Consider the following 18,337-nt stretch of genomic DNA (forward strand, 5'->3'; position numbering starts at 1 on the left):
GGACGTGAACGCCATGGCCAAGATCGACGACTTTCGCACCATGACGGTCGACCAGCTCGACGACGAGCTCCTGAAGCTGAAGAAGGAGCAGTTCAACCTGCGCTTCCAGAAGGCGACCGGCCAGCTCGAGAACACTTCGCGGGTCCGGCAGGTGCGCCGCGACATCGCCCGCATCAAGACGGTGGCGCAGGTGAAGCGCGCAGCCGCCGTGGCCAAGTAAGGAGAAAACGATGCCGAAGCGCATGCTGCAGGGTGTCGTGGTGGGCGACAAGCAGGACAAGACCGTCATCGTGCGGGTCGAGCGTCGCTTCACGCACCCCGTGATGAAGAAGACCGTCCGGCGCTCGAAGAAGTACCACGCGCACGACGAGACCAACCAATACGCGGTGGGCGACACCGTGTGGATCGAGGAGCACAGCCCGATCTCCAAGCTGAAGCGTTGGGCTGTCGTCCAGGGCGAGAAGCGCGCGAAATAGTCGGCGCGCTCAACACGAAAGAACAAGAGGCGGCTCATGATCCAGATGCAGACCAATCTCGACGTGGCGGACAATTCCGGCGCTCGCCGTGTCATGTGCATCAAGGTGCTGGGCGGCTCCAAGCGCAAGTACGCGACCATCGGGGACGTCATCGTGGTGTCCGTGAAGGAGGCGATCCCGCGCGGCCGCGTCAAGAAGGGCGACGTCATGAAGGCGGTCGTCGTGCGGGTGGCGAAGGACATTCGCCGTCCGGACGGTTCGGTGATCCGGTTCGACCGGAACGCCGCCGTGCTGATCAACCCGCAGATGGAGCCGGTCGGCACGCGTATCTTCGGCCCGGTGCCGCGCGAGCTGCGTGCCAAGAACCACATGAAGATCATTTCGCTCGCCCCGGAGGTTCTGTGATGGCTGCGAAGATCCGCAAGGGCGACAAGGTCGTCGTTCTCACGGGGCGCGACAAGGGCCGTACCGGCGAGGTGATCGCGGTGCGTCCGTCGGAGAACCGTGCCCTGGTGCGCGGCGTCAACATGGTCAAGCGACACCAGCGCCAGTCCGCCAACCAAGAAGGCGGCATCATCTCCAAGGAAGCGCCGGTGCACCTGTCAAACCTGGCCGTCGCCGATCCGAAGGACGGCAAGCCGACCCGGATCGGGTTCAAGATTCAGGCGGACGGCACCAAGGTGCGGGTCGCGAAGCGTTCGGGAGCCGAGATCAATGGCTGAGAGCGACAAGAAGGACGGCAAGAAGTCCGACAAGGGCGGCAAGACCGACAAGGTCGAGAAGGGCGCGAAGTCCGCTGCCCCGAAGGCCGAGAAGGGTGGCGCTCCGAAGGGCGACAAAGGCGCGAAGACCGAGAAGTCCGCGAAGCCCGCGGCTCCGGCCGTCGAGGAGCCGAAGGGGCCGTCGCGCCTTCGCATCCAGTACAACGAGACGGTCAAGAAGAAGCTGACCGAGGAGTTCGGCTACAAGAACCAGATGCAGGTGCCGCGGATCACCAAGATCGTGATCAACATGGGCATCGGCGAGGGCGTCAACGACCGCAAGAAGGTCGATCAGGCCGCCGCCGATCTGGCGATGATCTCGGGTCAGCGACCGGTGATCACCAAGGCGCGCAAGTCGATCGCCACCTTCAAGGTGCGCGAGGGGCAGGCGATCGGCTGCAAGGTGACGCTGCGAAGCGACCGGATGTACGAGTTCGTCGACCGGCTGATCAACATCGCGCTTCCGCGCGTTCGCGACTTCCGCGGGCTGAACCCGAAGAGTTTCGACGGCGGCGGCAACTATACGCTCGGCGTCAAGGAGCACCTCGTGTTCCCCGAGATCGACTACGACAAGGTGTCCGAGGTGTGGGGCATGGACATCACGGTCTGCACCACGGCCCGCAGCGACGCGGAGGGGCGCGCCCTTCTGGCCGCTTTCAACTTCCCGTTCCGGCAGTGAGTCGGATGACGTTTCCGTCTCAAACGCGGAGTTAGGAGCATCGAATGGCGAAGAAGAGCTCTGTCGAAAAGAACGAGCACCGTCGGAAGCTGACGGCTCAGCACGCGGCCAAGCGGGCGCGGCTGAAGGCCGAGGCGAACGACAAGGACGCGCCGATGGAGGAGCGCTTCGCCGCGACCCTCAAGCTGGCGCAGATGCCGCGCAACAGCTCGGCGACCCGCATCCGCAACCGCTGCGACATCACCGGGCGTCCGCGTGCCTATTACCGCAAGCTCAAGATGAGCCGGATCGCGCTGCGGGAGCTCGGCTCCAAGGGCCTGATCCCGGGCCTCCTCAAGTCGAGCTGGTGAGGAGGGCGCCGCGATGAACGATCCGATCGGCGATATGATCACCCGCATCCGCAACGCGCAGATGCGCGCCAAGTCGCGGGTCTCGACCCCCGGCTCGAAGCTGCGGGCGAGCGTGCTCGAGGTTCTCAAGAGCGAAGGCTACATCCGCGACTTCTCGACGACCGAGCACGCGGACGGACGCACCGAGTTCGAGATCGAGCTCAAATATTTCGACGGCGCGCCGGTGATCCGCGAGATCTCCCGCGTGTCGAAGCCGGGCCGCCGCGTCTACGCCTCCGTCAAGGCGCTTCCGCGGGTCAACAACGGCCTCGGCATCGCGGTCGTGTCGACCCCGAAGGGCGTCATGGCCGACCACGCCGCGCGCGATGCCAATGTGGGCGGCGAAGTTCTCTGCACGGTGTTCTAGAGGGGCCAGCATGTCACGCATCGGCAAGAAGGCGGTGCCGGTCCCATCCGGAGTCACCGCAGACATCAGTGGGCAGACCGTCAAGGTGAAGGGGCCGAAGGGTTCCCTCCAGATCGTGCTGCCCGAGGACGTGATCGTGAAGATGGAGCAGGGGACCGTGAAGGTCGACCCGCGCTCCGAGACGAAGCGGGCGCGCTCCATGTGGGGCACGTCGCGCACCCTCGTCGCCAACCTGATCACCGGCGTCACCAAGGGTTTCGAGCAGAAGCTCGAGATCGTCGGCGTCGGCTACCGGGCGTCGGTCCAGGGCAAGAACCTGCAGATCGCTCTCGGCTACAGCCACGACGTGATCTATCCGATCCCCGAGGGGATCGCGATCGTGACGCCGAAGCCGACCGAGGTGTTGGTCAGCGGGATCGACAAGCAGAAGGTCGGCCAGGTGGCCGCCGAGATCCGGGCGTTCCGCCCGCCCGAGCCCTACAAGGGCAAGGGCGTCAAGTACGCGGGCGAATACATCTTCCGCAAGGAAGGCAAGAAGAAATAGAGCGGAGCGCACGATGTCCAGGCTCAGTATCAAGACAGCGCGGCGCACCAGCCGGGTTCGGCGCGCCATCAGGGCGGCGGCCGGCGACCGGCTGCGGCTTTCGGTGTTCCGTTCGTCGAAGCACATCTACGCCCAGGTCATCGACGACCTGAAGGGCGTGACGGTCGCGGCCGCCTCCTCGCTCGAGAAGGATCTGCGGGGAAGCCTCAAGACCGGGGCCGACACCGGCGCCGCCAAGGTGGTCGGCAAGCTCCTCGCCGAGCGAGCGGTCGCCAAGGGCGTCAAGGACGTGGTCTTCGACCGCGGCGGCTACATTTATCACGGTCGCGTCAAGGCGTTGGCCGACGGCGCCCGCGAGGGCGGGCTGAATTTCTAGGGCGATGACGGGCGATCGCCCGAGGGAGACGACTTCAGATGGCACGTGAACACGGACGCGACCGTGACGATCGGGACAGCGAGTTCACCGACAAGCTCGTCCACATCAACCGCGTCGCCAAGGTGGTGAAGGGCGGCCGGCGCTTCGGCTTCGCGGCGCTGGTCGTGGTGGGTGACCAGAAGGGCCGGGTCGGCTTCGGCCACGGCAAGGCCCGCGAGGTTCCGGAGGCGATCCGCAAGGCCACCGAAGCGGCCAAGCGTGGGCTGATCCGGGTGCCGCTGCGCGAGGGTCGGACGCTGCACCACGACGTGTCGGGCCGTCACGGCGCCGGCAAGGTCTATCTGCGGGCGGCACCGGCCGGCACCGGCATCATCGCCGGCGGCCCGATGCGCGCCGTCTTCGAGACGCTCGGCATGCAGGACGTGGTGGCGAAGTCGATCGGCTCGTCCAACCCGTACAACATGGTGCGGGCGACCTTCGACGCGCTCAAGCACCAGGATTCGCCGCGGTCCGTCGCGGCCCGGCGCAACATCAAGGTGTCGTCGCTGCAGTCGCGTCGCCGCGAAGGCGCCGACGAGCAGGCTGCAACCGAATAAGGCGGCCGGGAGAAGCGACCATGGCGACCGAAACCAAGACCCTCAAGGTCCAGCAGACCGGCAGCCCGATCCGCCGGCATCACGATCAGCGCGAGACGCTGATCGGGCTGGGCCTCAATCGCATCGGCCGGGTGTCGGAACTGCCCGACACGCCGTCGGTACGCGGCATGATCAACAAGGTGCACCACCTCGTCCGGGTGGTGGAAGACTGAGACTGTCGCGGCCGGGGCCGATCCCCGGCCGGTCGGGCGGCGCCCGCAGGGCGGGCGCCTTTGCCACGAACCGCGCGCGCGACCCCGAGAGGACCGAGGAACAGCCATGAAGCTCAACGAGATCGCCGACAAGCCCGGCGCCCGCAAGTCGCGCATGCGCGTCGGCCGCGGCATCGGCTCCGGCAAGGGCAAGACCGCCGGCCGCGGCGGCAAGGGCCAGACGGCCCGGACCGGCGTCGCCATCAAGGGGTTCGAGGGCGGCCAGATGCCGCTGCATCGGCGCCTGCCGAAGCGCGGTTTCAACAACATCTTCGCCCTGACGCTGACCGAGGTGAACCTCGGCCGGGTGCAGGCGGCGGTCGACAAGGGCCGGCTCGACCCGAACGCGGTGGTCGACGCGGCGGCGCTGGTCCAGGCCGGGGTGCTGCGGCGCGCCCGCGACGGCGTGCGGCTGCTCGGCAACGGCGCCGACACGCTCACGGCCAAGCTGCAGTTCGAGGTCTACGGCGCCTCGGCCTCGGCGGTCGCGGCCGTCGAGAAGCTCGGCGGCTCCGTCAAGGTGCTGGCGCCGCGAAAAGAGACGGGCGAACAGGCCGGCTGACCCCTATATAGCGGGAAACGCCGGCCGGGCGACGCCACCGGGGGCGTCAACCGGAGCCTCGACATGGTTTCTGCAGCAGAGCAACTGGCAGCCAATCTCAACTTTTCGGCCCTCGCCAAGGCCGAAGAGCTCAAGAAGCGAATCTGGTTCACGCTCGGGGCGCTGCTGGTCTACCGGCTCGGAACCTATATCCCGCTGCCCGGCATCGATCCGAGCCAGTGGGAGCAGATCTTCCGCACCCAGGCGGGCGGCATCCTCGGTATGTTCAACATGTTCGCGGGCGGAGGCATCCACCGGATGGCCATCTTCGCCCTCAACATCATGCCGTACATCTCCGCCTCGATCATCATCCAGCTCCTGACGACCGTGTCGCCGACGCTCGAGAACCTCAAGAAGGAAGGCGAGCAGGGCCGCAAGGTCATCAACCAGTACACGCGCTACCTCACCGTCGTGCTGTCCGTCTTCCAGGCCTACGGCATCTCGGTCGGCCTCGAGGGCGCCGGCTCGGTGGTGTCCGATCCTGGCTGGATGTTCCGCATCTCGACCGTCATCACGCTGACGGGCGGCACCATGTTCCTGATGTGGCTCGGCGAGCAGATCACGGCGCGCGGCATCGGCAACGGCATCTCGCTGATCATCCTGGCCGGAATCGTGGCCGAGTTGCCGTCGGCGATCGCCGGCATGCTCGAACTCGGCCGTCAGGGCGCCATGTCGACCGGGCTGATCCTCGTCATCATCGTGATGTCGATCGCCGTGATCGCCTTCATCGTGTTCATGGAGCGGGCCCAGCGCCGGCTGCTGATCCAGTATCCCAAGCGTCAGGTCGGCAACCGGATGTTCGAGGGGCAGACCTCGCATCTGCCGCTCAAGCTCAACACCTCGGGCGTCATTCCGCCGATCTTCGCCTCGTCGCTGCTGCTGCTGCCGACCACGGTCGCCAACCTCAATGCGGGGCAGGGGCCGGAGTGGCTGAGCATCATCACGACGCAGCTCGGTCACGGCCGGCCGCTGTTCCTGCTCTTCTACATCAGCATGATCGTCTTCTTCGCCTTCTTCTACACGGCGATCGTGTTCAACCCGACCGAGACGGCCGACAACCTCAAGAAGCACGGCGGCTTCATCCCGGGCATCCGGCCCGGCGAGCGGACCGCGGAGTACATCGACCACGTCCTCTCGCGCATCACCGTGGTCGGCGCCGCCTATCTCGCGATCGTCTGCCTGATCCCGGAAATCCTGATCTCCTATGCCTCGGTGCCGTTCTATTTCGGCGGCACCTCGCTGCTGATCGTGGTCAGCGTCACGATGGACACGGTCGCCCAGATCCAGGGTTACTTGCTGGCCCACCAGTACGAGGGCCTGATCAAGAAATCCAAGCTCAGAGGCCGACGGCGATGAGACTGATCCTTCTCGGCCCGCCGGGCGCCGGCAAAGGCACCCAGGCCCAGCACCTGGTCACCACCTACAAGATCGTCCAGCTCTCGACTGGCGACATGCTGCGCGCCGCCGTCAAGGCCGGGACCCCGGTGGGCCTCAAGGCCAAGGACATCATGGCCCGCGGCGACCTGGTGCCGGACGAGGTGGTGGTCGCCATCGTGGCCGACCGGATTTCCGAGCCGGACGCCGCCAACGGCTTCATCCTGGACGGCTTCCCGCGCACCGTGCCGCAGGCCGGGGCGCTCGAGAAAATGCTCGTCGACAAGGGCCTCGGGCTTGATGCCGTGATCGAGCTGAAGGTCGACGAGAAGGCGCTGCTCGATCGTGTCGAGAAGCGGGTGCGTGAGATGACGGCGCGGGGCGAGTCCCTGCGGGCGGACGACAATGCCGCGGCCCTGAAGACTCGGCTGGACGCCTACCGGTCCCAGACCGCTCCGCTTGCGGCCTACTACGAAGGCAAGGGAAAGTTGCGGACGATCGACGGCATGGCGCCCATCGCGGACGTCAGCAAGGCGATCGACGCGGTGTTGAAGGCGGCGGCGGGGGAGAGCCGATCCACCCCGACGGCGGTACGATAAGGCAGGGCAGGGTGTCGGCGGCCGGCGCGAGCCGGTCCCGGAGTTCGGCTTGCCGCGACTTGCGGGCGCAGAGGTTGACGAGTTCCGATGGAATCCGTACATACTGCCCGCCCAGTCGGAGTGAACTCATGGACGGCGCCGAGCCCCGGAGGTCGGGGAGTGGCGTCGTTTTCGCGCTTATCGGCGGCGCGTCACTGATTCGGTTTTGACCGGCCCGAAGGCCGGGGGAAGAAGGAGCTGCGGCCTTGGCCCGTATTGCTGGCGTGAACATTCCGACCAATAAGCGCGTCCTCATTGGTCTGCAGTACATCCATGGGATCGGGCCGGCGAAGGCCCAGGAGATCGTCGACAAGGTCGGCATCCCGGTCGAGCGCCGCGTGTCGCAGCTCACCGACCAGGAAGTGCTCCAGATTCGCGAGATGATCGACCGCGACTTCCTCGTCGAGGGCGATCTGCGGCGCGAGGTCGCCATGAACATCAAGCGGCTGATGGATCTCGGCTGCTACCGTGGCCTGCGCCATCGGCGCGGCCTGCCGGTGCGCGGCCAGCGCACCCACACCAATGCGCGGACCCGCAAGGGCCCGGCGAAGGCGATCGCCGGCAAGAAGAAGTAAGCGAGCCGCATCTCTTTTACGGATACAGGGCGGACCGGGGCGCGAGAGCCGGCCGCAGAAGGGTCGACAATGGGAAAAGAAGCCACCCGCGTCCGTCGTCGTGAGCGCAAGAACATCGCGTCCGGCGTGGCGCATGTGAACGCGTCGTTCAACAACACGATGATCACCATCACGGACGCCCAGGGCAACGCGATCGCGTGGTCGTCGGCCGGCACCATGGGCTTCAAGGGATCGCGCAAATCGACCCCCTATGCGGCCCAGATGGCCGCCGAGGACGCCGCTCGCAAGGCCCAGGAGCACGGCATGCGCACCCTCGAGGTCGAGGTCGCAGGTCCCGGCTCGGGTCGCGAGTCGGCTCTGCGGGCGCTGCAGTCGGCGGGGTTCACGGTGACGTCGATCCGCGACGTGACGCCGATCCCGCACAACGGCTGCCGGCCGCGCAAGCGCCGGCGCGTCTGATCGTTTCTTCGAGCCGGCGGACCGTTTCGGCCCGTCGCCGCTTTTTTGTCCCGCGGGCGGAGCGGGACGCGCGGCGTAAATTCCCCCGCGCCACCTAACGATGGGTGATGACGTGACAATTCAGAAGAACTGGCAAGAGCTGATCCGGCCGAACAAGCTGCAGGTCACCCCCGGGGTCGACCCCAAGCGGCTGGCGACCGTGGTGGCCGAGCCGCTCGAGCGCGGCTTCGGCCTCACACTCGGCAATGCGCTGCGTCGGATCCTGCTGTCGTCGCTGCAGGGTGCGAGCGTGCAGTCGGTCCATATCGACGGGGTGCTGCACGAGTTCTCCTCGATCGCCGGCGTGCGCGAGGACGTCACCGACATCGTGCTGAACATCAAGGACATCGCCATCAAGATGCAGGGCGAAGGCCCGAAGCGCATGGTGGTGAAGAAGCAGGGCCCGGCCATCGTCACGGCCGCCGACATCCAGACGGTCGGCGACGTCGTGATCCTCAACCCGGAGCTGATCCTGTGCCATCTCGACGAGGGCGCCGAGATCCGCATGGAGTTCACGGTCAACACCGGCAAGGGCTATGTCCCGGCCGAGCGCAACCGGCCCGAGGACGCGCCGATCGGCCTGATCCCGGTCGACAGCCTCTACTCGCCGGTCAAGAAGGTCTCCTACAAGGTCGAGAACACCCGCGAGGGCCAAATCCTCGACTACGACAAGCTGACCATGTCGATCGAGACCAACGGCGCCGTGACGCCCGATGACGCCCTCGCCTATGCGGCCCGCATCCTGCAGGACCAGCTCAACGTCTTCGTCAACTTCGAGGAGCCGAAGCGCCAGGAGCAGCCGATGCTGCTCGCCGACGACCTCGGTGGCATCCCGCCGGCCTTCCTCAAGAAGGTCGACGAGCTCGAGCTGTCGGTGCGCTCCGCCAACTGCCTGAAGAACGACAACATCGTCTATATCGGCGATCTCGTTCAGAAGACCGAGGCGGAGATGCTGCGCACGCCGAACTTCGGGCGCAAGTCGCTCAACGAGATCAAGGAGGTGCTGGCGCAGATGGGCCTGCATCTCGGCATGGAAGTGCCCGGCTGGCCGCCCGAGAACATCGAGGAGCTGGCGAAACGCTTCGAGGATCACTACTGAGGTCTGCGTGACCGGACGCGCTGCGGCCGGTCAGCAGGTCCAGTGTCGACATTAGTGCTGGATTCCGGATCGCCGCGCGCCCCGGAATGACCGACTGGAAGAGGATACGACCATGCGCCACGGCTCCGCCCACCGGAAGCTCAACCGCACGTCCGAGCATCGGCGCGCCATGTTCGCCAACATGGCGCAGGCGCTGATCAAGCACGAGCAGATCGTCACCACGCTGCCGAAGGCGAAGGACCTGCGGCCGATCGTCGAGAAGTTGGTGACGCTCGGCAAGCGCGGCGACCTCCACGCGCGCCGCCAGGCGATCGCCGAGCTTCGCGACGTCGCCATGGTCAAGAAGCTCTTCGACGTGCTCGCGCCGCGCTACAAGGACCGCCACGGCGGCTACACCCGTGTCCTCAAGGCCGGCTTCCGTTACGGGGACAATGCCCCGGTCGGCGTGATCGAGTTCGTCGATCGCGACGTCTCCGCCAAGGGCAAGGACTCCGGCCCGGTGGTCGAGAGGGACGCCGAGGCGGCGTGACCGCCGCCTGACACGGCCGTTCCGAATCGGAGCGGCGCTGCAAAACGTTTCGACCCTGAGCGCGCCCGGACCCCGTCCGTGGCGCGTTTTGTTTGGTCACGATCTTTTGCAGGCCCAAGTCGGGTGCGAGCCGGCCCGGTTGCTGGACGGACGCCTGCGTATTCCGAACAATCCTGCCGCGAATCGCACAAAGCGACAAAACGGGAGGAGATCGGGATGCGCGGGCTGACGACGTTTCTTTGGCTGCTGGCGGTCGTGGCGGCGGGTGCGACGACGGGGCGGGCCGAGACGCCGGTCGAACGGGGCGCTTACCTCGTCAACACCGTGATGACCTGCCACAACTGCCATACGCCGTTCGGCGCCAACGGTCCCGACATGGCGCGTGCCCTGACCGGCGGCACCCCGGTGTTCGACACTCCGGCGTTTCGGGTGCGCGGCTCCAACATCACGCCGGACCGGCAGAACGGCATCGGCGCCTGGAGCGACGACGACATCGAGAAGGCCCTGCGCACCGGCGTGCGCCCCAACGGCGTGCCGCTCGCCCCGCCGATGCCGACCGGCTTCTATGGTGTGCTGACGCCGGCGGATTCCAAGGCCATCGTGGCCTATCTGCGTACCGTCAAGTCGTCGCCCAACAAGGTCGAGAACCCGGTCTACAAGGCTGCTGTGTCGCGCGAGGTGTTTCCCGGCGCCGAGACGCCGGTGGACCCGGCCGTGCTGACCGACAAGGTGAAGCTCGGCGAGTACCTCGTCACCATCGCCCACTGCATGGAATGCCACACGCCGCGGGTGCAGGGCCGGCTCGACTTCGCGGCGGCCGGAACCGGCAACCAGGAGTTCAAGGGGCCCTGGGGCGTGTCGACGTCGCGCAACATCACCTCGCACCCGACCAAGGGGCTCGGCGGCTGGACCGATGCCGAGATCAAGCGTGCGCTCACCGAAGGCATTTCGCGCGACGGCACGAAGCTCAAGCCGCCGATGGGCTACGGCTTCTATTCGCGGATGACCCCGGGCGACATCGACGCCGTGGTGGCTTACCTGCGCAAGCTACCGCCACGCGAGTGAGGTTTCGGGGGGACGCCCCGAGGACCCCGCTCGTTCCCGCGCAAGCGGGAATCCAGTCGTTCCCGGCTCGGGGTTCCCGCGGCCCTTCAATTACCGAGGGCGAGGCACTATGGTTCGCGAGCTTTCGACGAGGAGTCGCACCATGCCGTCCATTCTGCGCTCGGGTCTGGGGATTGCCGCCGCCGTCCTGGCGACGCTCTCGATCGGCGCCGCCGCCGCCCAGGAGTCCCGGGTGCCGACCTCGGTCGGGGAGATCAAGCTCTCCTACGCGCCGGTGGTGAAGCGCGTCACCCCCTCGGTCGTCAACGTCTATGCGGCCCGCATCGTCGAGAACCGCCATCCGCTGATGGACGATCCGGTGTTCCGCCGCTTCTTTGGCGGCCGCCCGCAGGAGCAGGTGCAACGCTCGCTCGGCTCCGGCGTCATCGTCGATCCGAACGGCCTCGTCATGACCAACAACCATGTCATCGAGAACATGGACCAGGTGAAGGTCTCGCTCGCCGACAAGCGCGAGTTCGAGGCCGAGATCGTCCTCAAGGACGCGCGCTCCGACCTCGCGGTGCTGCGCCTCAAGGACGTCAGCGAGAAGTTCCCGGCGATCGCGCTCGGCGATTCCGACGCTCTCGCGGTCGGCGACCTGGTGCTGGCGATCGGCAATCCGTTCGGCGTCGGCCAGACCGTGACGCACGGCATCGTCTCGGCCGTCGCCCGCACCCAGGTCGGCATCACCGACTATCAGTTCTTCATCCAGACAGACGCCGCCATCAATCCTGGCAATTCGGGCGGCGCGCTGGTCGATCTCTCCGGCAAGCTGATCGGCATCAACACGGCGATCTTCTCGCGCTCCGGCGGCTCGCAGGGCATCGGCTTCGCGATTCCCGTCAACATGGTGCGCGGCGTGATCGCCTCGGCCCAGGGCGGGTCGAGCGTGGTGCGCCGGCCCTGGCTCGGCGCCAAGCTGCAGGCCGTGACGGCGGAGATTTCCGAGGCCTTCGGCCTCAAGCGGCCGGCCGGCGCGCTGGTCGGCACCGTGGTGCAGAAGAGCCCGGCCGACCGGGCGGGCCTGCGCACCGGCGACCTGATCATCGCCATCGACGGCACCGAGGTCGACGACCCCAATGCGTTCGACTACCGCTTCGCCATGAAGGCGACCGGCGGCCAGACCCAGGTCGGCGTGCTGCGCAGCGGCCGCGAGATCCGCGTCAGCGTGCCGCTCGAGACCGTGCCGGACGGCCCGCGCGACGAGCGCGTCATCAAGGCGCGCTCGCCCTTCCTGGGCGCCAAGGTGGCGAACCTGTCGCCGGCGCTCGCCGATGAGCTCCGCCTCGACATCTCGCTGCAGGGCGTCGCCATCATCGAGGTGCAGGAGAATTCGACGGCCCGCAGCCTCGGCTTCCGCAAGGGCGACGTCGTGCTCGCCATCAACGGCGAGAAGATCGCATCGAGCAGCGATCTCGAACGCGCCGCCGGCCAGCAGAACCGCCTGTGGCGGATCACCATCCTGCGCGAGGGCCAATCCATCTCGGTGGTGTTCGGCGGGTAGAGTATCTATCGGTGGTTGTGAATCGATCGGTTTCCGCTCGTCCCCGCGAAGGCGGCGACCCAGGGGCCACACGGCAGGCGGCCCTGGATTCCCGCTTGCGCGGGAATGAGCGGCGTGTGGATCGTTTTCGGCGAAAAGTGCTCTAGCCGCTCGCACCGCAACCCGGCCGGTCGACGGCTGAGGACGTTCCATGGCCACCCGCGCCAAAAAGCCTGACGCTTCACCCTCGCTGTTCGCGGCCGCCAGCCTCGATCACGACGCGCCGCGTCCGCTCGCCGACAAGCTGCGCCCGACCAGCCTGGCCGAGGTGGTCGGGCAGGACCACCTGCTCGGGCCGGACGGCGCGCTGACCCGGATGATCGAGACGCGCTCGCTCGGCTCGCTGGTGTTCTGGGGGCCGCCCGGCACCGGCAAGACCACGGTGGCGCGGCTGCTGGCGCACGCGACCGACCTCGAGTTCGTCCAGATCTCCGCGGTCTTCTCCGGCGTCGCCGATTTGAAGAAGGTGTTCGACGCCGCCCGCGATCGTCGCGAGATGGGGCAGGGCACGCTTCTGTTCGTCGACGAGGTGCACCGCTTCAACCGCGCCCAGCAGGACTCCTTCCTGCCCGTGATGGAGGACGGAACCGTGGTGCTGGTCGGCGCCACCACGGAAAACCCCAGCTTCGAGCTCAACGCCGCTCTGCTGTCGCGGGCGCGCGTGCTGGTGTTCCGGCCGCTCGATGCTGCCGCCATCGAAAAGCTGCTCGCGAGGGCGGAGGCCGCAGAGGGCCGCGCCCTCCCGCTCGATGCGGAGGCGCGCGCGTCGCTGGTGCGGATGGCCGACGGCGACGGCCGCGCCTCGCTGACGCTGGCCGAGGAGGTGTGGCGGGCCGCCCGCGCCGGCGAGGTGTTCGACGTCGCCACGCTGCAGGAGATCGTGCAGCGGCGTGCGCCGATCTACGACAAGAGCCAGGACGGCCACTACAACCTGATCTCGGCGCTGCACAAGTCGGTGCGCGGCTCCGACCCCGACGCGGCGCTCTACTATCTGTGCCGCATGCTCGATGCCGGCGAGGCCCCGCTGTTTCTCGCCCGCCGCATCGTCCGCATGGCGGTCGAGGATATCGGGCTGGCCGACCCGCAGGCCCTGGTGATCGCCAACGCGGCCAAGGACGCCTACGACTTCCTCGGCAGCCCGGAGGGCGAGCTCGCCATCGCCAATGCGGTGATCTATGTGGCGACCGCGCCGAAATCGAACGCCGCCTACAAGGCCTACGGGGCGGCGATGCGCACCGCCAAGCAGGCCGGCTCGCTGCTGCCGCCCAAGCACATCCTCAACGCGCCCACCAAGCTGATGAAGCAGGAGGGCTATTCGGCCGGCTACGAGTACGACCACGCGACCGAGGAGGCCTTTTCGGGGCAGGATTATTTTCCGGAGGCCCTCGGCCGCCAGACCTTCTACGACCCGCCCGAGCGCGGCTTCGAGCGCGAGATCCGCAAGCGCCTGGACTACTGGGCGAAGCTCAGGCGCGAGCGCGGCGGCTGAGGAGGTCGATCGCGTCTGGTGCCTGGCTTATACTGGCCTCCGCGTGGGCAGCCGATGGGGAATCGCACCATGAACAAGCGTCTCGACGAGGTCCTCGTCAGGATCAAAGCTCTCCCCGAGGAACAGCAGGCCGAGGTGGCCGAGCTGCTCACCGACTATGTCGAGGCGAGTGAAACCGGAACCTGGTTGACCGTCGATCAGGTCGCCGAGATCGAGCGTCGCCTGGAGGGCGAGCCGGACTATGCGAGCGAGGAGGAGGTTCGCGCGGTCTTTGATCGTCTGACGAAATGAAGCTCCGCTATCGGACGGTTGCGCTTGCTGACCTCGCAGAAATCCGCGACTACATCGCTCAGGATGATCCAGAGGCCGCCCGCAAGGTGATCCGACGGATCGATACGGCAGTCGACCGACTTCGCCGAATGCCTTGGTCCGGTCGGCCGGGCGAGGTGCCGGGCACCCGCATCCTGGTCGTGCCGGGACTTCCATACGTGGTGATCTACCGGGTCGGCGAGGACGCCGTCGACATCGTCGCCGTGCTGCACACGGCCCGGAATCGCCGAACCTGAGGTGAGCCATGACACGAGGCGGCAGCGGACCCCGGCAGCCGGGCGGCGGACGGCGGATCGCCGGTCCGCGCGATCAGGATCGGGCCGCCGGCCCGGGACGCGGCCGCATGGGCGGTCCTCCGGGCAAAGGTCCGGGCGCCGCGAAGCGTGGTCCCGGCAAGCCCGGCAGCAAGCCAAAGGGCGCCTTCGGCGCGAAGCGGCCCGGCGGTGGTCCCGCATTCGGCGGCAAGCGGACGGCGGGCGAGGGATCGCGCGGGCCGCGCCGCGACGGTGACGAGGGACGCACGCGCATCTACGGCGTTGCCCGCAGCGACGACCGTCCGCGCACCGGCCGCAACAAGGAGGAGCGCGCTCCCGACCGGCGCTTCCTCAAGACCGGCAAGCAGCGCCGCGAGGCCGCCCCCGAGGACGGCACGCTGGCTGAGCGGTCCTACGCCGACCGGCCCACTGCCGGCCGTCCGCGGGCCGAGCGCCCCTCGGCCGATCGTCCGTATGCCGAGCGGCCCCGGCCCGCGCGGGGGCGAGACGACCATGCCGGCGAGGATCGGTTCCGCGAGGAGCGTCCCGGCCAGGACCGCGTCCGCGATGCGCGTCCGCGTCGGGACCAGCCCGCGCCCGAACCCGTGGAGGTGGCCACCGAGGCCGCAAATCTTCCGCCGCCCACCGCCGTCCAGACCGTCACGGTGACGGAGGACGAGAACGGCATGCGGGTCGACCGCTTCTTCGAGGCGCGCTTCCCGGGCCTGTCGTTCAGTCACATCCAGCGCATCGTCCGCAAGGGCCAGGTGCGGGTGAACGGCAAGCGGGTCGACACCAAGGACCGGCTGGAGGCCGGGCAGGCCGTGCGGGTGCCGCCGCTGCGGCTCGACGCCCCGAAGCCGGCCGGCGGCTCGGAGGCCGACCAGAAGACGAGGGCGTTCCTCAAGTCCATCACGCTGTTCGAGGACGACGACGTGCTGGTCCTCAACAAGCCCATGGGGCTCGCCGTGCAGGGCGGCTCCGGTACGACGCGGCATGTCGACGGCATGCTGGAGGTGCTGCGCGATGCCAAGGGCCAGCGGCCCCGGCTGGTCCACCGGCTCGACAAGGACACGGCCGGCTGCCTGCTGGTGGCAAAAACCCGCTTCGCCGCCTCGACCCTCGCCAAGAGCTTCCGGTCGCGCGAGGCGCGAAAGGTCTACTGGGCGTTGGTCGCCGGCGTGCCGAAGCCGAAGCAGGGCCGTATCTCGACCTTCCTGGTCAAGGAGGAGCGCGAGGACGACAGCTTCATGCGGATCGCCAAGCACGGCGAGGAGGGGGCGACGCACGCCGTCACGTATTACGCCGTGGTCGAGACGGCCGCCCAGCAGCTCGCCTGGCTGTCGCTCAAGCCGGTGACGGGCCGCACCCACCAGTTGCGCGCCCACATGGCCCATATAGGCCATCCGATCGTTGGTGATCCGAAGTATTTCTCTATTGAAAACTGGCAGTTGCCTGGAGGGGTTCAGAACCGGCTTCACTTGATGGCGCGCCGTCTGGCGATCCCGCATCCGCGCGCCGGCACCATCGACGTGACGGCGCCGATACCGGCCCACATGGTGCAGTCGTGGAACCTGCTCGGCTTCGACGCGACCCGCTACGACCCGATCGAGGACGCGCCGGACGAGGACTGACCCGGCCCCGCGCCGGGAGATCCGAAGGGGGCTGCGACGGTTTCGGATAATCGGTCATAACCGATTGTATATGTGGCGCGATTCGTCGCGACCGAATGCGGAATCATACCAAGCGCATTCGCCCGGATTAGCGAACCACCGCGGCCCCTCTAGTGTGAGGGTTGTCGGTGTCTCGGGTTTGTCGAAGACGTAGTGGGCGTTGCTCGCCACCGGCCTTCACCATGATCGCGATGACGATCGCTCACGCACGCCATTGCGGGAGAGGAAGGCTCGGATGTTCGGCTCGAGATTGGATTCGACCGTTTTCCACGGCGACATCGGCGAGGCCGCGCGGGTCGCGCGGGTGACCTTGGCCATCGGCCGGTTCCGGCTCTCGACGGAAACCGCTGACCACGGCATCGAAGCCGTCCGGCCGCGGAAAGGGCTGCTGCCCGCGGACGACGTCGATCCCCGCGTCGGCTGCCGGTTGGCGCCCCGGCCCTGACGCGCACCGCCGCCGGTAACAGCCAACGGGTCCCGGTCGCCAAAGGCGATCCGTCATCCACAGCTTCCGTATCGGTCGGTGGAACCAATCCCGCGCTGCGGCGTTAGGGCTGCAATTGAGCATTCCTGCCGGATTGCACCCCCCGTGAAGGCTCCGAAATGGACCCCATTCTGACGCACGACGGCGCCGTATCGGGTGGCTCGCATTTGTTTGCCGCGTCACGAAAACTGAATTCGTGGAAAGAGATGCTCGATGCACTTCCGGTCGCTGCCTATCTCTGCGACGGCGCCGGCGCGATCGTCCATTGCAACCGACGGGCGGCCGAGATGTGGGGCCGCTCGCCGATCGTCACCGACGACTCGCCCACCGCCTGGCCGCCGCGGCCGGTGCGCGACACCGAGCACGGCACGCACCATCTCGGCCTCGTCGACACCCCGGTGGGCGACTTCATGCGGACCGGCCAGCCGGTGCGCGACCGCGAGATCGTTCTGGAGAGAACCGACGGAGGCCGCGCCGTGGTGCTCGCCAATATCGAGCCGATCACGGGCGACGACGGCGCCGTGCTGGGCGCGGTCGGCTGCTTCCAGGACATCACCGAGCGCAAGCGGGTCGACCACCAGCAGCGCACGCTGCTCAACGAGCTCAACCACCGGGTCAAGAACACGCTGGCGACCGTCCAGTCCTTCGCCGACCACACGATCCGCAAATGCGGCCTGTCCCGCGAGGCCCAGGACGATTTCGAGGGCCGGCTGATCGCGCTCAGCCGCGCCCACGACCAGCTCACCCGCGGCCGCTGGGAGCCGATCGACCTCGCGACCATCGTCGAGAGCGCGGTGGCGCCGAGCTGCGGTGGCGGGGCGACCCGGCTGCAGATTGCCGGCGACGCCATCCGGCTCGGCGCCCAGGCGTCGTTGACGCTCTCGCTGGTGTTCCACGAGCTCGCCGCCAATGCGGTGAAATACGGCGCTCTGTCGGTCCCGGCCGGCCGGGTGGCGGTGACCTGGTCGGTGGTCGAGCGCGACAGCGTGCCGACCGTCCGGATCGAGTGGGTCGAGCAGGGCGGCCCAGCCGTGGTCCCGCCGGACCACCGCGGTTTCGGCTCGCGGCTGGTGCAGCACGGGCTCGCCCGGCAGCTCCGCGCGGCGGCCGCGCTTGACTACGCTGCGTCCGGGCTGCGATGTACGATGGATATTCCATTGTCATCGACGCCGGGATGATGTCGAACGACAACGCAGACCAGTCTCTGCCGAATTTCGATCGTCTGAACGTCCTCATCGTCGAGGACGAGGCCATCATTTCGTTCCTGATCGAGGACATGCTGCGCGAGCTCGGCTGCAGCACGGTGCGCAATGTCGCGGGTATCGACGAAGCCCTGACGGCCCTCGACGAGGAGCGCCCCGACGTGGCGGTGCTCGACGTCAATCTCGACGGCGTCGAGGTCTATCCGGTCGCCGAGCGGCTGCGCGAGCGCGGCGTCCCGTTCGTCTTCACCACCGGATACGGTGCCGACGGGCTGGCGCCTGCCTGGGCCCATATGCCGGTCGTCCAAAAGCCGTTCCGCTCCGAAATGCTCGCCCGTGCGCTCGAGGCGGTTCTTGCCAAGCCCTGACCTCTCGCGTGGTTCCGCAGCCTCGCCGGCGCTCCGCCGACCGTTCCCCGCGCCGCGTCCTGCGCGCTTTGACGAAACGGCGATCACAATGGAGCGCGGGCCCGACGATCCGTCGACGCGGTCGTTGTCGGGCGCGT

Annotated in this window: 27 protein-coding genes; all 27 read left to right on the top strand. The window is 67.7% G+C overall.

Going from position 1 to position 18,337, the window contains the following annotated elements:
• Positions 1-13 precede the first annotated feature (13 nt).
• Complete coding sequence (rpmC, locus tag HXX10_RS06640; protein WP_296520913.1) at positions 14-220, top strand: 50S ribosomal protein L29; 207 nt, start codon at positions 14-16, stop codon at positions 218-220.
• Between the two features lie 10 nt (positions 221-230).
• Positions 231-476 (top strand): 30S ribosomal protein S17, encoded by a 246-nt coding sequence (gene rpsQ / locus HXX10_RS06645; protein ID WP_111383549.1) that lies wholly within the window; start codon positions 231-233, stop codon positions 474-476.
• Positions 477-512: 36 nt separating this feature from the next.
• Positions 513-881 carry a 50S ribosomal protein L14 gene (gene rplN / locus HXX10_RS06650; RefSeq protein WP_111383548.1) on the top strand — a complete coding sequence of 123 codons (369 nt, stop codon included), beginning with the start codon at positions 513-515 and terminating at the stop codon, positions 879-881.
• Complete coding sequence (gene rplX / locus HXX10_RS06655; protein ID WP_296520915.1) at positions 881-1,198, top strand: 50S ribosomal protein L24; 318 nt, start codon at positions 881-883, stop codon at positions 1,196-1,198. Before rplN ends, rplX begins: the two co-directional genes overlap by 1 nt.
• Positions 1,191-1,916 (top strand): 50S ribosomal protein L5, encoded by a 726-nt coding sequence (gene rplE / locus HXX10_RS06660; RefSeq protein ID WP_296520917.1) that lies wholly within the window; start codon positions 1,191-1,193, stop codon positions 1,914-1,916. Before rplX ends, rplE begins: the two co-directional genes overlap by 8 nt.
• A 44-nt stretch (positions 1,917-1,960) precedes the next feature.
• Positions 1,961-2,266 carry a 30S ribosomal protein S14 gene (rpsN, locus tag HXX10_RS06665; RefSeq protein ID WP_296520919.1) on the top strand — a complete coding sequence of 102 codons (306 nt, stop codon included), beginning with the start codon at positions 1,961-1,963 and terminating at the stop codon, positions 2,264-2,266.
• Between the two features lie 13 nt (positions 2,267-2,279).
• Entirely contained in the window at positions 2,280-2,672 is a 393-nt protein-coding gene (rpsH, locus tag HXX10_RS06670; protein WP_296520921.1) for a 30S ribosomal protein S8, read from the top strand.
• Between the two features lie 10 nt (positions 2,673-2,682).
• A complete protein-coding gene (gene rplF / locus HXX10_RS06675; RefSeq protein WP_296520923.1) occupies positions 2,683-3,216 on the top strand; it encodes a 50S ribosomal protein L6 in 534 nt (177 codons plus the stop codon).
• A gap of 13 nt (positions 3,217-3,229) precedes the next feature.
• Positions 3,230-3,592 (top strand): 50S ribosomal protein L18, encoded by a 363-nt coding sequence (gene rplR / locus HXX10_RS06680; protein ID WP_296520926.1) that lies wholly within the window; start codon positions 3,230-3,232, stop codon positions 3,590-3,592.
• A 38-nt stretch (positions 3,593-3,630) separates the two neighbouring features.
• Entirely contained in the window at positions 3,631-4,188 is a 558-nt protein-coding gene (gene rpsE, locus HXX10_RS06685; protein ID WP_296520928.1) for a 30S ribosomal protein S5, read from the top strand.
• A 20-nt stretch (positions 4,189-4,208) separates the two neighbouring features.
• The gene (gene rpmD, locus HXX10_RS06690; protein ID WP_296520930.1) at positions 4,209-4,400 is read left to right on the top strand and encodes a 50S ribosomal protein L30; all 192 of its coding nucleotides are present in this window, start codon (positions 4,209-4,211) and stop codon (positions 4,398-4,400) included.
• 106 nt (positions 4,401-4,506) lie between these two features.
• Entirely contained in the window at positions 4,507-5,001 is a 495-nt protein-coding gene (gene rplO / locus HXX10_RS06695) for a 50S ribosomal protein L15 (RefSeq protein ID WP_296520931.1), read from the top strand.
• 63 nt (positions 5,002-5,064) lie between these two features.
• Positions 5,065-6,396: a preprotein translocase subunit SecY gene (secY, locus tag HXX10_RS06700; RefSeq protein WP_296520933.1), complete on the top strand. Its 1,332-nt coding sequence runs from the start codon at positions 5,065-5,067 to the stop codon at positions 6,394-6,396.
• Positions 6,393-7,013: an adenylate kinase gene (locus HXX10_RS06705; RefSeq protein ID WP_296520934.1), complete on the top strand. Its 621-nt coding sequence runs from the start codon at positions 6,393-6,395 to the stop codon at positions 7,011-7,013. Before secY ends, HXX10_RS06705 begins: the two co-directional genes overlap by 4 nt.
• 245 nt (positions 7,014-7,258) lie before the next feature.
• On the top strand, positions 7,259-7,627 hold the full coding sequence (gene rpsM / locus HXX10_RS06710) for a 30S ribosomal protein S13 (RefSeq protein ID WP_296520936.1): 369 nt from the start codon (positions 7,259-7,261) through the stop codon (positions 7,625-7,627).
• 69 nt (positions 7,628-7,696) lie between these two features.
• Positions 7,697-8,086, top strand: a complete 390-nt coding sequence (gene rpsK / locus HXX10_RS06715) for a 30S ribosomal protein S11 (RefSeq protein WP_111421657.1) — start codon at positions 7,697-7,699, stop codon at positions 8,084-8,086.
• 100 nt (positions 8,087-8,186) lie between these two features.
• Positions 8,187-9,224, top strand: a complete 1,038-nt coding sequence (locus HXX10_RS06720) for a DNA-directed RNA polymerase subunit alpha (protein ID WP_296520942.1) — start codon at positions 8,187-8,189, stop codon at positions 9,222-9,224.
• 112 nt (positions 9,225-9,336) lie between these two features.
• The gene (gene rplQ, locus HXX10_RS06725; RefSeq protein ID WP_296520945.1) at positions 9,337-9,753 is read left to right on the top strand and encodes a 50S ribosomal protein L17; all 417 of its coding nucleotides are present in this window, start codon (positions 9,337-9,339) and stop codon (positions 9,751-9,753) included.
• Positions 9,754-9,969: 216 nt separating this feature from the next.
• Positions 9,970-10,818: a c-type cytochrome gene (locus HXX10_RS06730; RefSeq protein ID WP_296520947.1), complete on the top strand. Its 849-nt coding sequence runs from the start codon at positions 9,970-9,972 to the stop codon at positions 10,816-10,818.
• 142 nt (positions 10,819-10,960) lie between these two features.
• Positions 10,961-12,361, top strand: a complete 1,401-nt coding sequence (locus HXX10_RS06735; RefSeq protein WP_296520949.1) for a Do family serine endopeptidase — start codon at positions 10,961-10,963, stop codon at positions 12,359-12,361.
• A 190-nt stretch (positions 12,362-12,551) separates the two neighbouring features.
• On the top strand, positions 12,552-13,889 hold the full coding sequence (locus tag HXX10_RS06740) for a replication-associated recombination protein A (RefSeq protein WP_296520951.1): 1,338 nt from the start codon (positions 12,552-12,554) through the stop codon (positions 13,887-13,889).
• Positions 13,890-13,958: 69 nt separating this feature from the next.
• A complete protein-coding gene (locus HXX10_RS06745; RefSeq protein WP_296520953.1) occupies positions 13,959-14,180 on the top strand; it encodes a hypothetical protein in 222 nt (73 codons plus the stop codon).
• On the top strand, positions 14,177-14,455 hold the full coding sequence (locus tag HXX10_RS06750; RefSeq protein ID WP_296520955.1) for a type II toxin-antitoxin system RelE/ParE family toxin: 279 nt from the start codon (positions 14,177-14,179) through the stop codon (positions 14,453-14,455). Before HXX10_RS06745 ends, HXX10_RS06750 begins: the two co-directional genes overlap by 4 nt.
• Before the next feature lie 107 nt (positions 14,456-14,562).
• A complete protein-coding gene (locus tag HXX10_RS06755; RefSeq protein ID WP_296520956.1) occupies positions 14,563-16,107 on the top strand; it encodes an RluA family pseudouridine synthase in 1,545 nt (514 codons plus the stop codon).
• Between the two features lie 274 nt (positions 16,108-16,381).
• Positions 16,382-16,591 (top strand): hypothetical protein, encoded by a 210-nt coding sequence (locus tag HXX10_RS06760; RefSeq protein WP_296520958.1) that lies wholly within the window; start codon positions 16,382-16,384, stop codon positions 16,589-16,591.
• Between the two features lie 245 nt (positions 16,592-16,836).
• Positions 16,837-17,808 carry an HWE histidine kinase domain-containing protein gene (locus HXX10_RS06765; RefSeq protein WP_296520960.1) on the top strand — a complete coding sequence of 324 codons (972 nt, stop codon included), beginning with the start codon at positions 16,837-16,839 and terminating at the stop codon, positions 17,806-17,808.
• Entirely contained in the window at positions 17,805-18,200 is a 396-nt protein-coding gene (locus tag HXX10_RS06770) for a response regulator (RefSeq protein WP_296520962.1), read from the top strand. The genes HXX10_RS06765 and HXX10_RS06770 overlap by 4 nt, the downstream gene beginning before the upstream one ends.
• The last annotated feature ends 137 nt before the right edge of the window (positions 18,201-18,337 follow it).

Origin of the sequence: Rhodoplanes sp. (assembly GCF_013377085.1) — a bacterium.
Classification (GTDB): domain Bacteria; phylum Pseudomonadota; class Alphaproteobacteria; order Rhizobiales; family Xanthobacteraceae; genus Rhodoplanes.

Bases quoted from the DNA above. Each gene is read 5' to 3' on its own strand.
- rpmD (WP_296520930.1), top strand. From the start codon at position 4,209: ATGGCGACCGAAACCAAGACCCTCAAGGTCCAGCAGACCGGCAGCCCG.
- HXX10_RS06760 (WP_296520958.1), top strand. From the start codon at position 16,382: ATGTTCGGCTCGAGATTGGATTCGACCGTTTTCCACGGCGACATCGGC.
- rpsQ (WP_111383549.1), top strand. From the start codon at position 231: ATGCCGAAGCGCATGCTGCAGGGTGTCGTGGTGGGCGACAAGCAGGAC.
- rplX (WP_296520915.1), top strand. From the start codon at position 881: ATGGCTGCGAAGATCCGCAAGGGCGACAAGGTCGTCGTTCTCACGGGG.
- HXX10_RS06705 (WP_296520934.1), top strand. From the start codon at position 6,393: ATGAGACTGATCCTTCTCGGCCCGCCGGGCGCCGGCAAAGGCACCCAG.
- rplN (WP_111383548.1), top strand. From the start codon at position 513: ATGATCCAGATGCAGACCAATCTCGACGTGGCGGACAATTCCGGCGCT.
- rpmC (WP_296520913.1), top strand. From the start codon at position 14: ATGGCCAAGATCGACGACTTTCGCACCATGACGGTCGACCAGCTCGAC.
- HXX10_RS06745 (WP_296520953.1), top strand. From the start codon at position 13,959: ATGAACAAGCGTCTCGACGAGGTCCTCGTCAGGATCAAAGCTCTCCCC.
- HXX10_RS06735 (WP_296520949.1), top strand. From the start codon at position 10,961: ATGCCGTCCATTCTGCGCTCGGGTCTGGGGATTGCCGCCGCCGTCCTG.
- rpsK (WP_111421657.1), top strand. From the start codon at position 7,697: ATGGGAAAAGAAGCCACCCGCGTCCGTCGTCGTGAGCGCAAGAACATC.
- secY (WP_296520933.1), top strand. From the start codon at position 5,065: ATGGTTTCTGCAGCAGAGCAACTGGCAGCCAATCTCAACTTTTCGGCC.
- rpsH (WP_296520921.1), top strand. From the start codon at position 2,280: ATGAACGATCCGATCGGCGATATGATCACCCGCATCCGCAACGCGCAG.
- rplF (WP_296520923.1), top strand. From the start codon at position 2,683: ATGTCACGCATCGGCAAGAAGGCGGTGCCGGTCCCATCCGGAGTCACC.
- HXX10_RS06720 (WP_296520942.1), top strand. From the start codon at position 8,187: ATGGGTGATGACGTGACAATTCAGAAGAACTGGCAAGAGCTGATCCGG.
- HXX10_RS06750 (WP_296520955.1), top strand. From the start codon at position 14,177: ATGAAGCTCCGCTATCGGACGGTTGCGCTTGCTGACCTCGCAGAAATC.
- rplR (WP_296520926.1), top strand. From the start codon at position 3,230: ATGTCCAGGCTCAGTATCAAGACAGCGCGGCGCACCAGCCGGGTTCGG.
- rplQ (WP_296520945.1), top strand. From the start codon at position 9,337: ATGCGCCACGGCTCCGCCCACCGGAAGCTCAACCGCACGTCCGAGCAT.
- HXX10_RS06770 (WP_296520962.1), top strand. From the start codon at position 17,805: ATGATGTCGAACGACAACGCAGACCAGTCTCTGCCGAATTTCGATCGT.
- rpsE (WP_296520928.1), top strand. From the start codon at position 3,631: ATGGCACGTGAACACGGACGCGACCGTGACGATCGGGACAGCGAGTTC.
- rplO (WP_296520931.1), top strand. From the start codon at position 4,507: ATGAAGCTCAACGAGATCGCCGACAAGCCCGGCGCCCGCAAGTCGCGC.
- HXX10_RS06740 (WP_296520951.1), top strand. From the start codon at position 12,552: ATGGCCACCCGCGCCAAAAAGCCTGACGCTTCACCCTCGCTGTTCGCG.
- HXX10_RS06755 (WP_296520956.1), top strand. From the start codon at position 14,563: ATGGGCGGTCCTCCGGGCAAAGGTCCGGGCGCCGCGAAGCGTGGTCCC.
- rpsN (WP_296520919.1), top strand. From the start codon at position 1,961: ATGGCGAAGAAGAGCTCTGTCGAAAAGAACGAGCACCGTCGGAAGCTG.
- HXX10_RS06765 (WP_296520960.1), top strand. From the start codon at position 16,837: ATGCTCGATGCACTTCCGGTCGCTGCCTATCTCTGCGACGGCGCCGGC.
- HXX10_RS06730 (WP_296520947.1), top strand. From the start codon at position 9,970: ATGCGCGGGCTGACGACGTTTCTTTGGCTGCTGGCGGTCGTGGCGGCG.
- rplE (WP_296520917.1), top strand. From the start codon at position 1,191: ATGGCTGAGAGCGACAAGAAGGACGGCAAGAAGTCCGACAAGGGCGGC.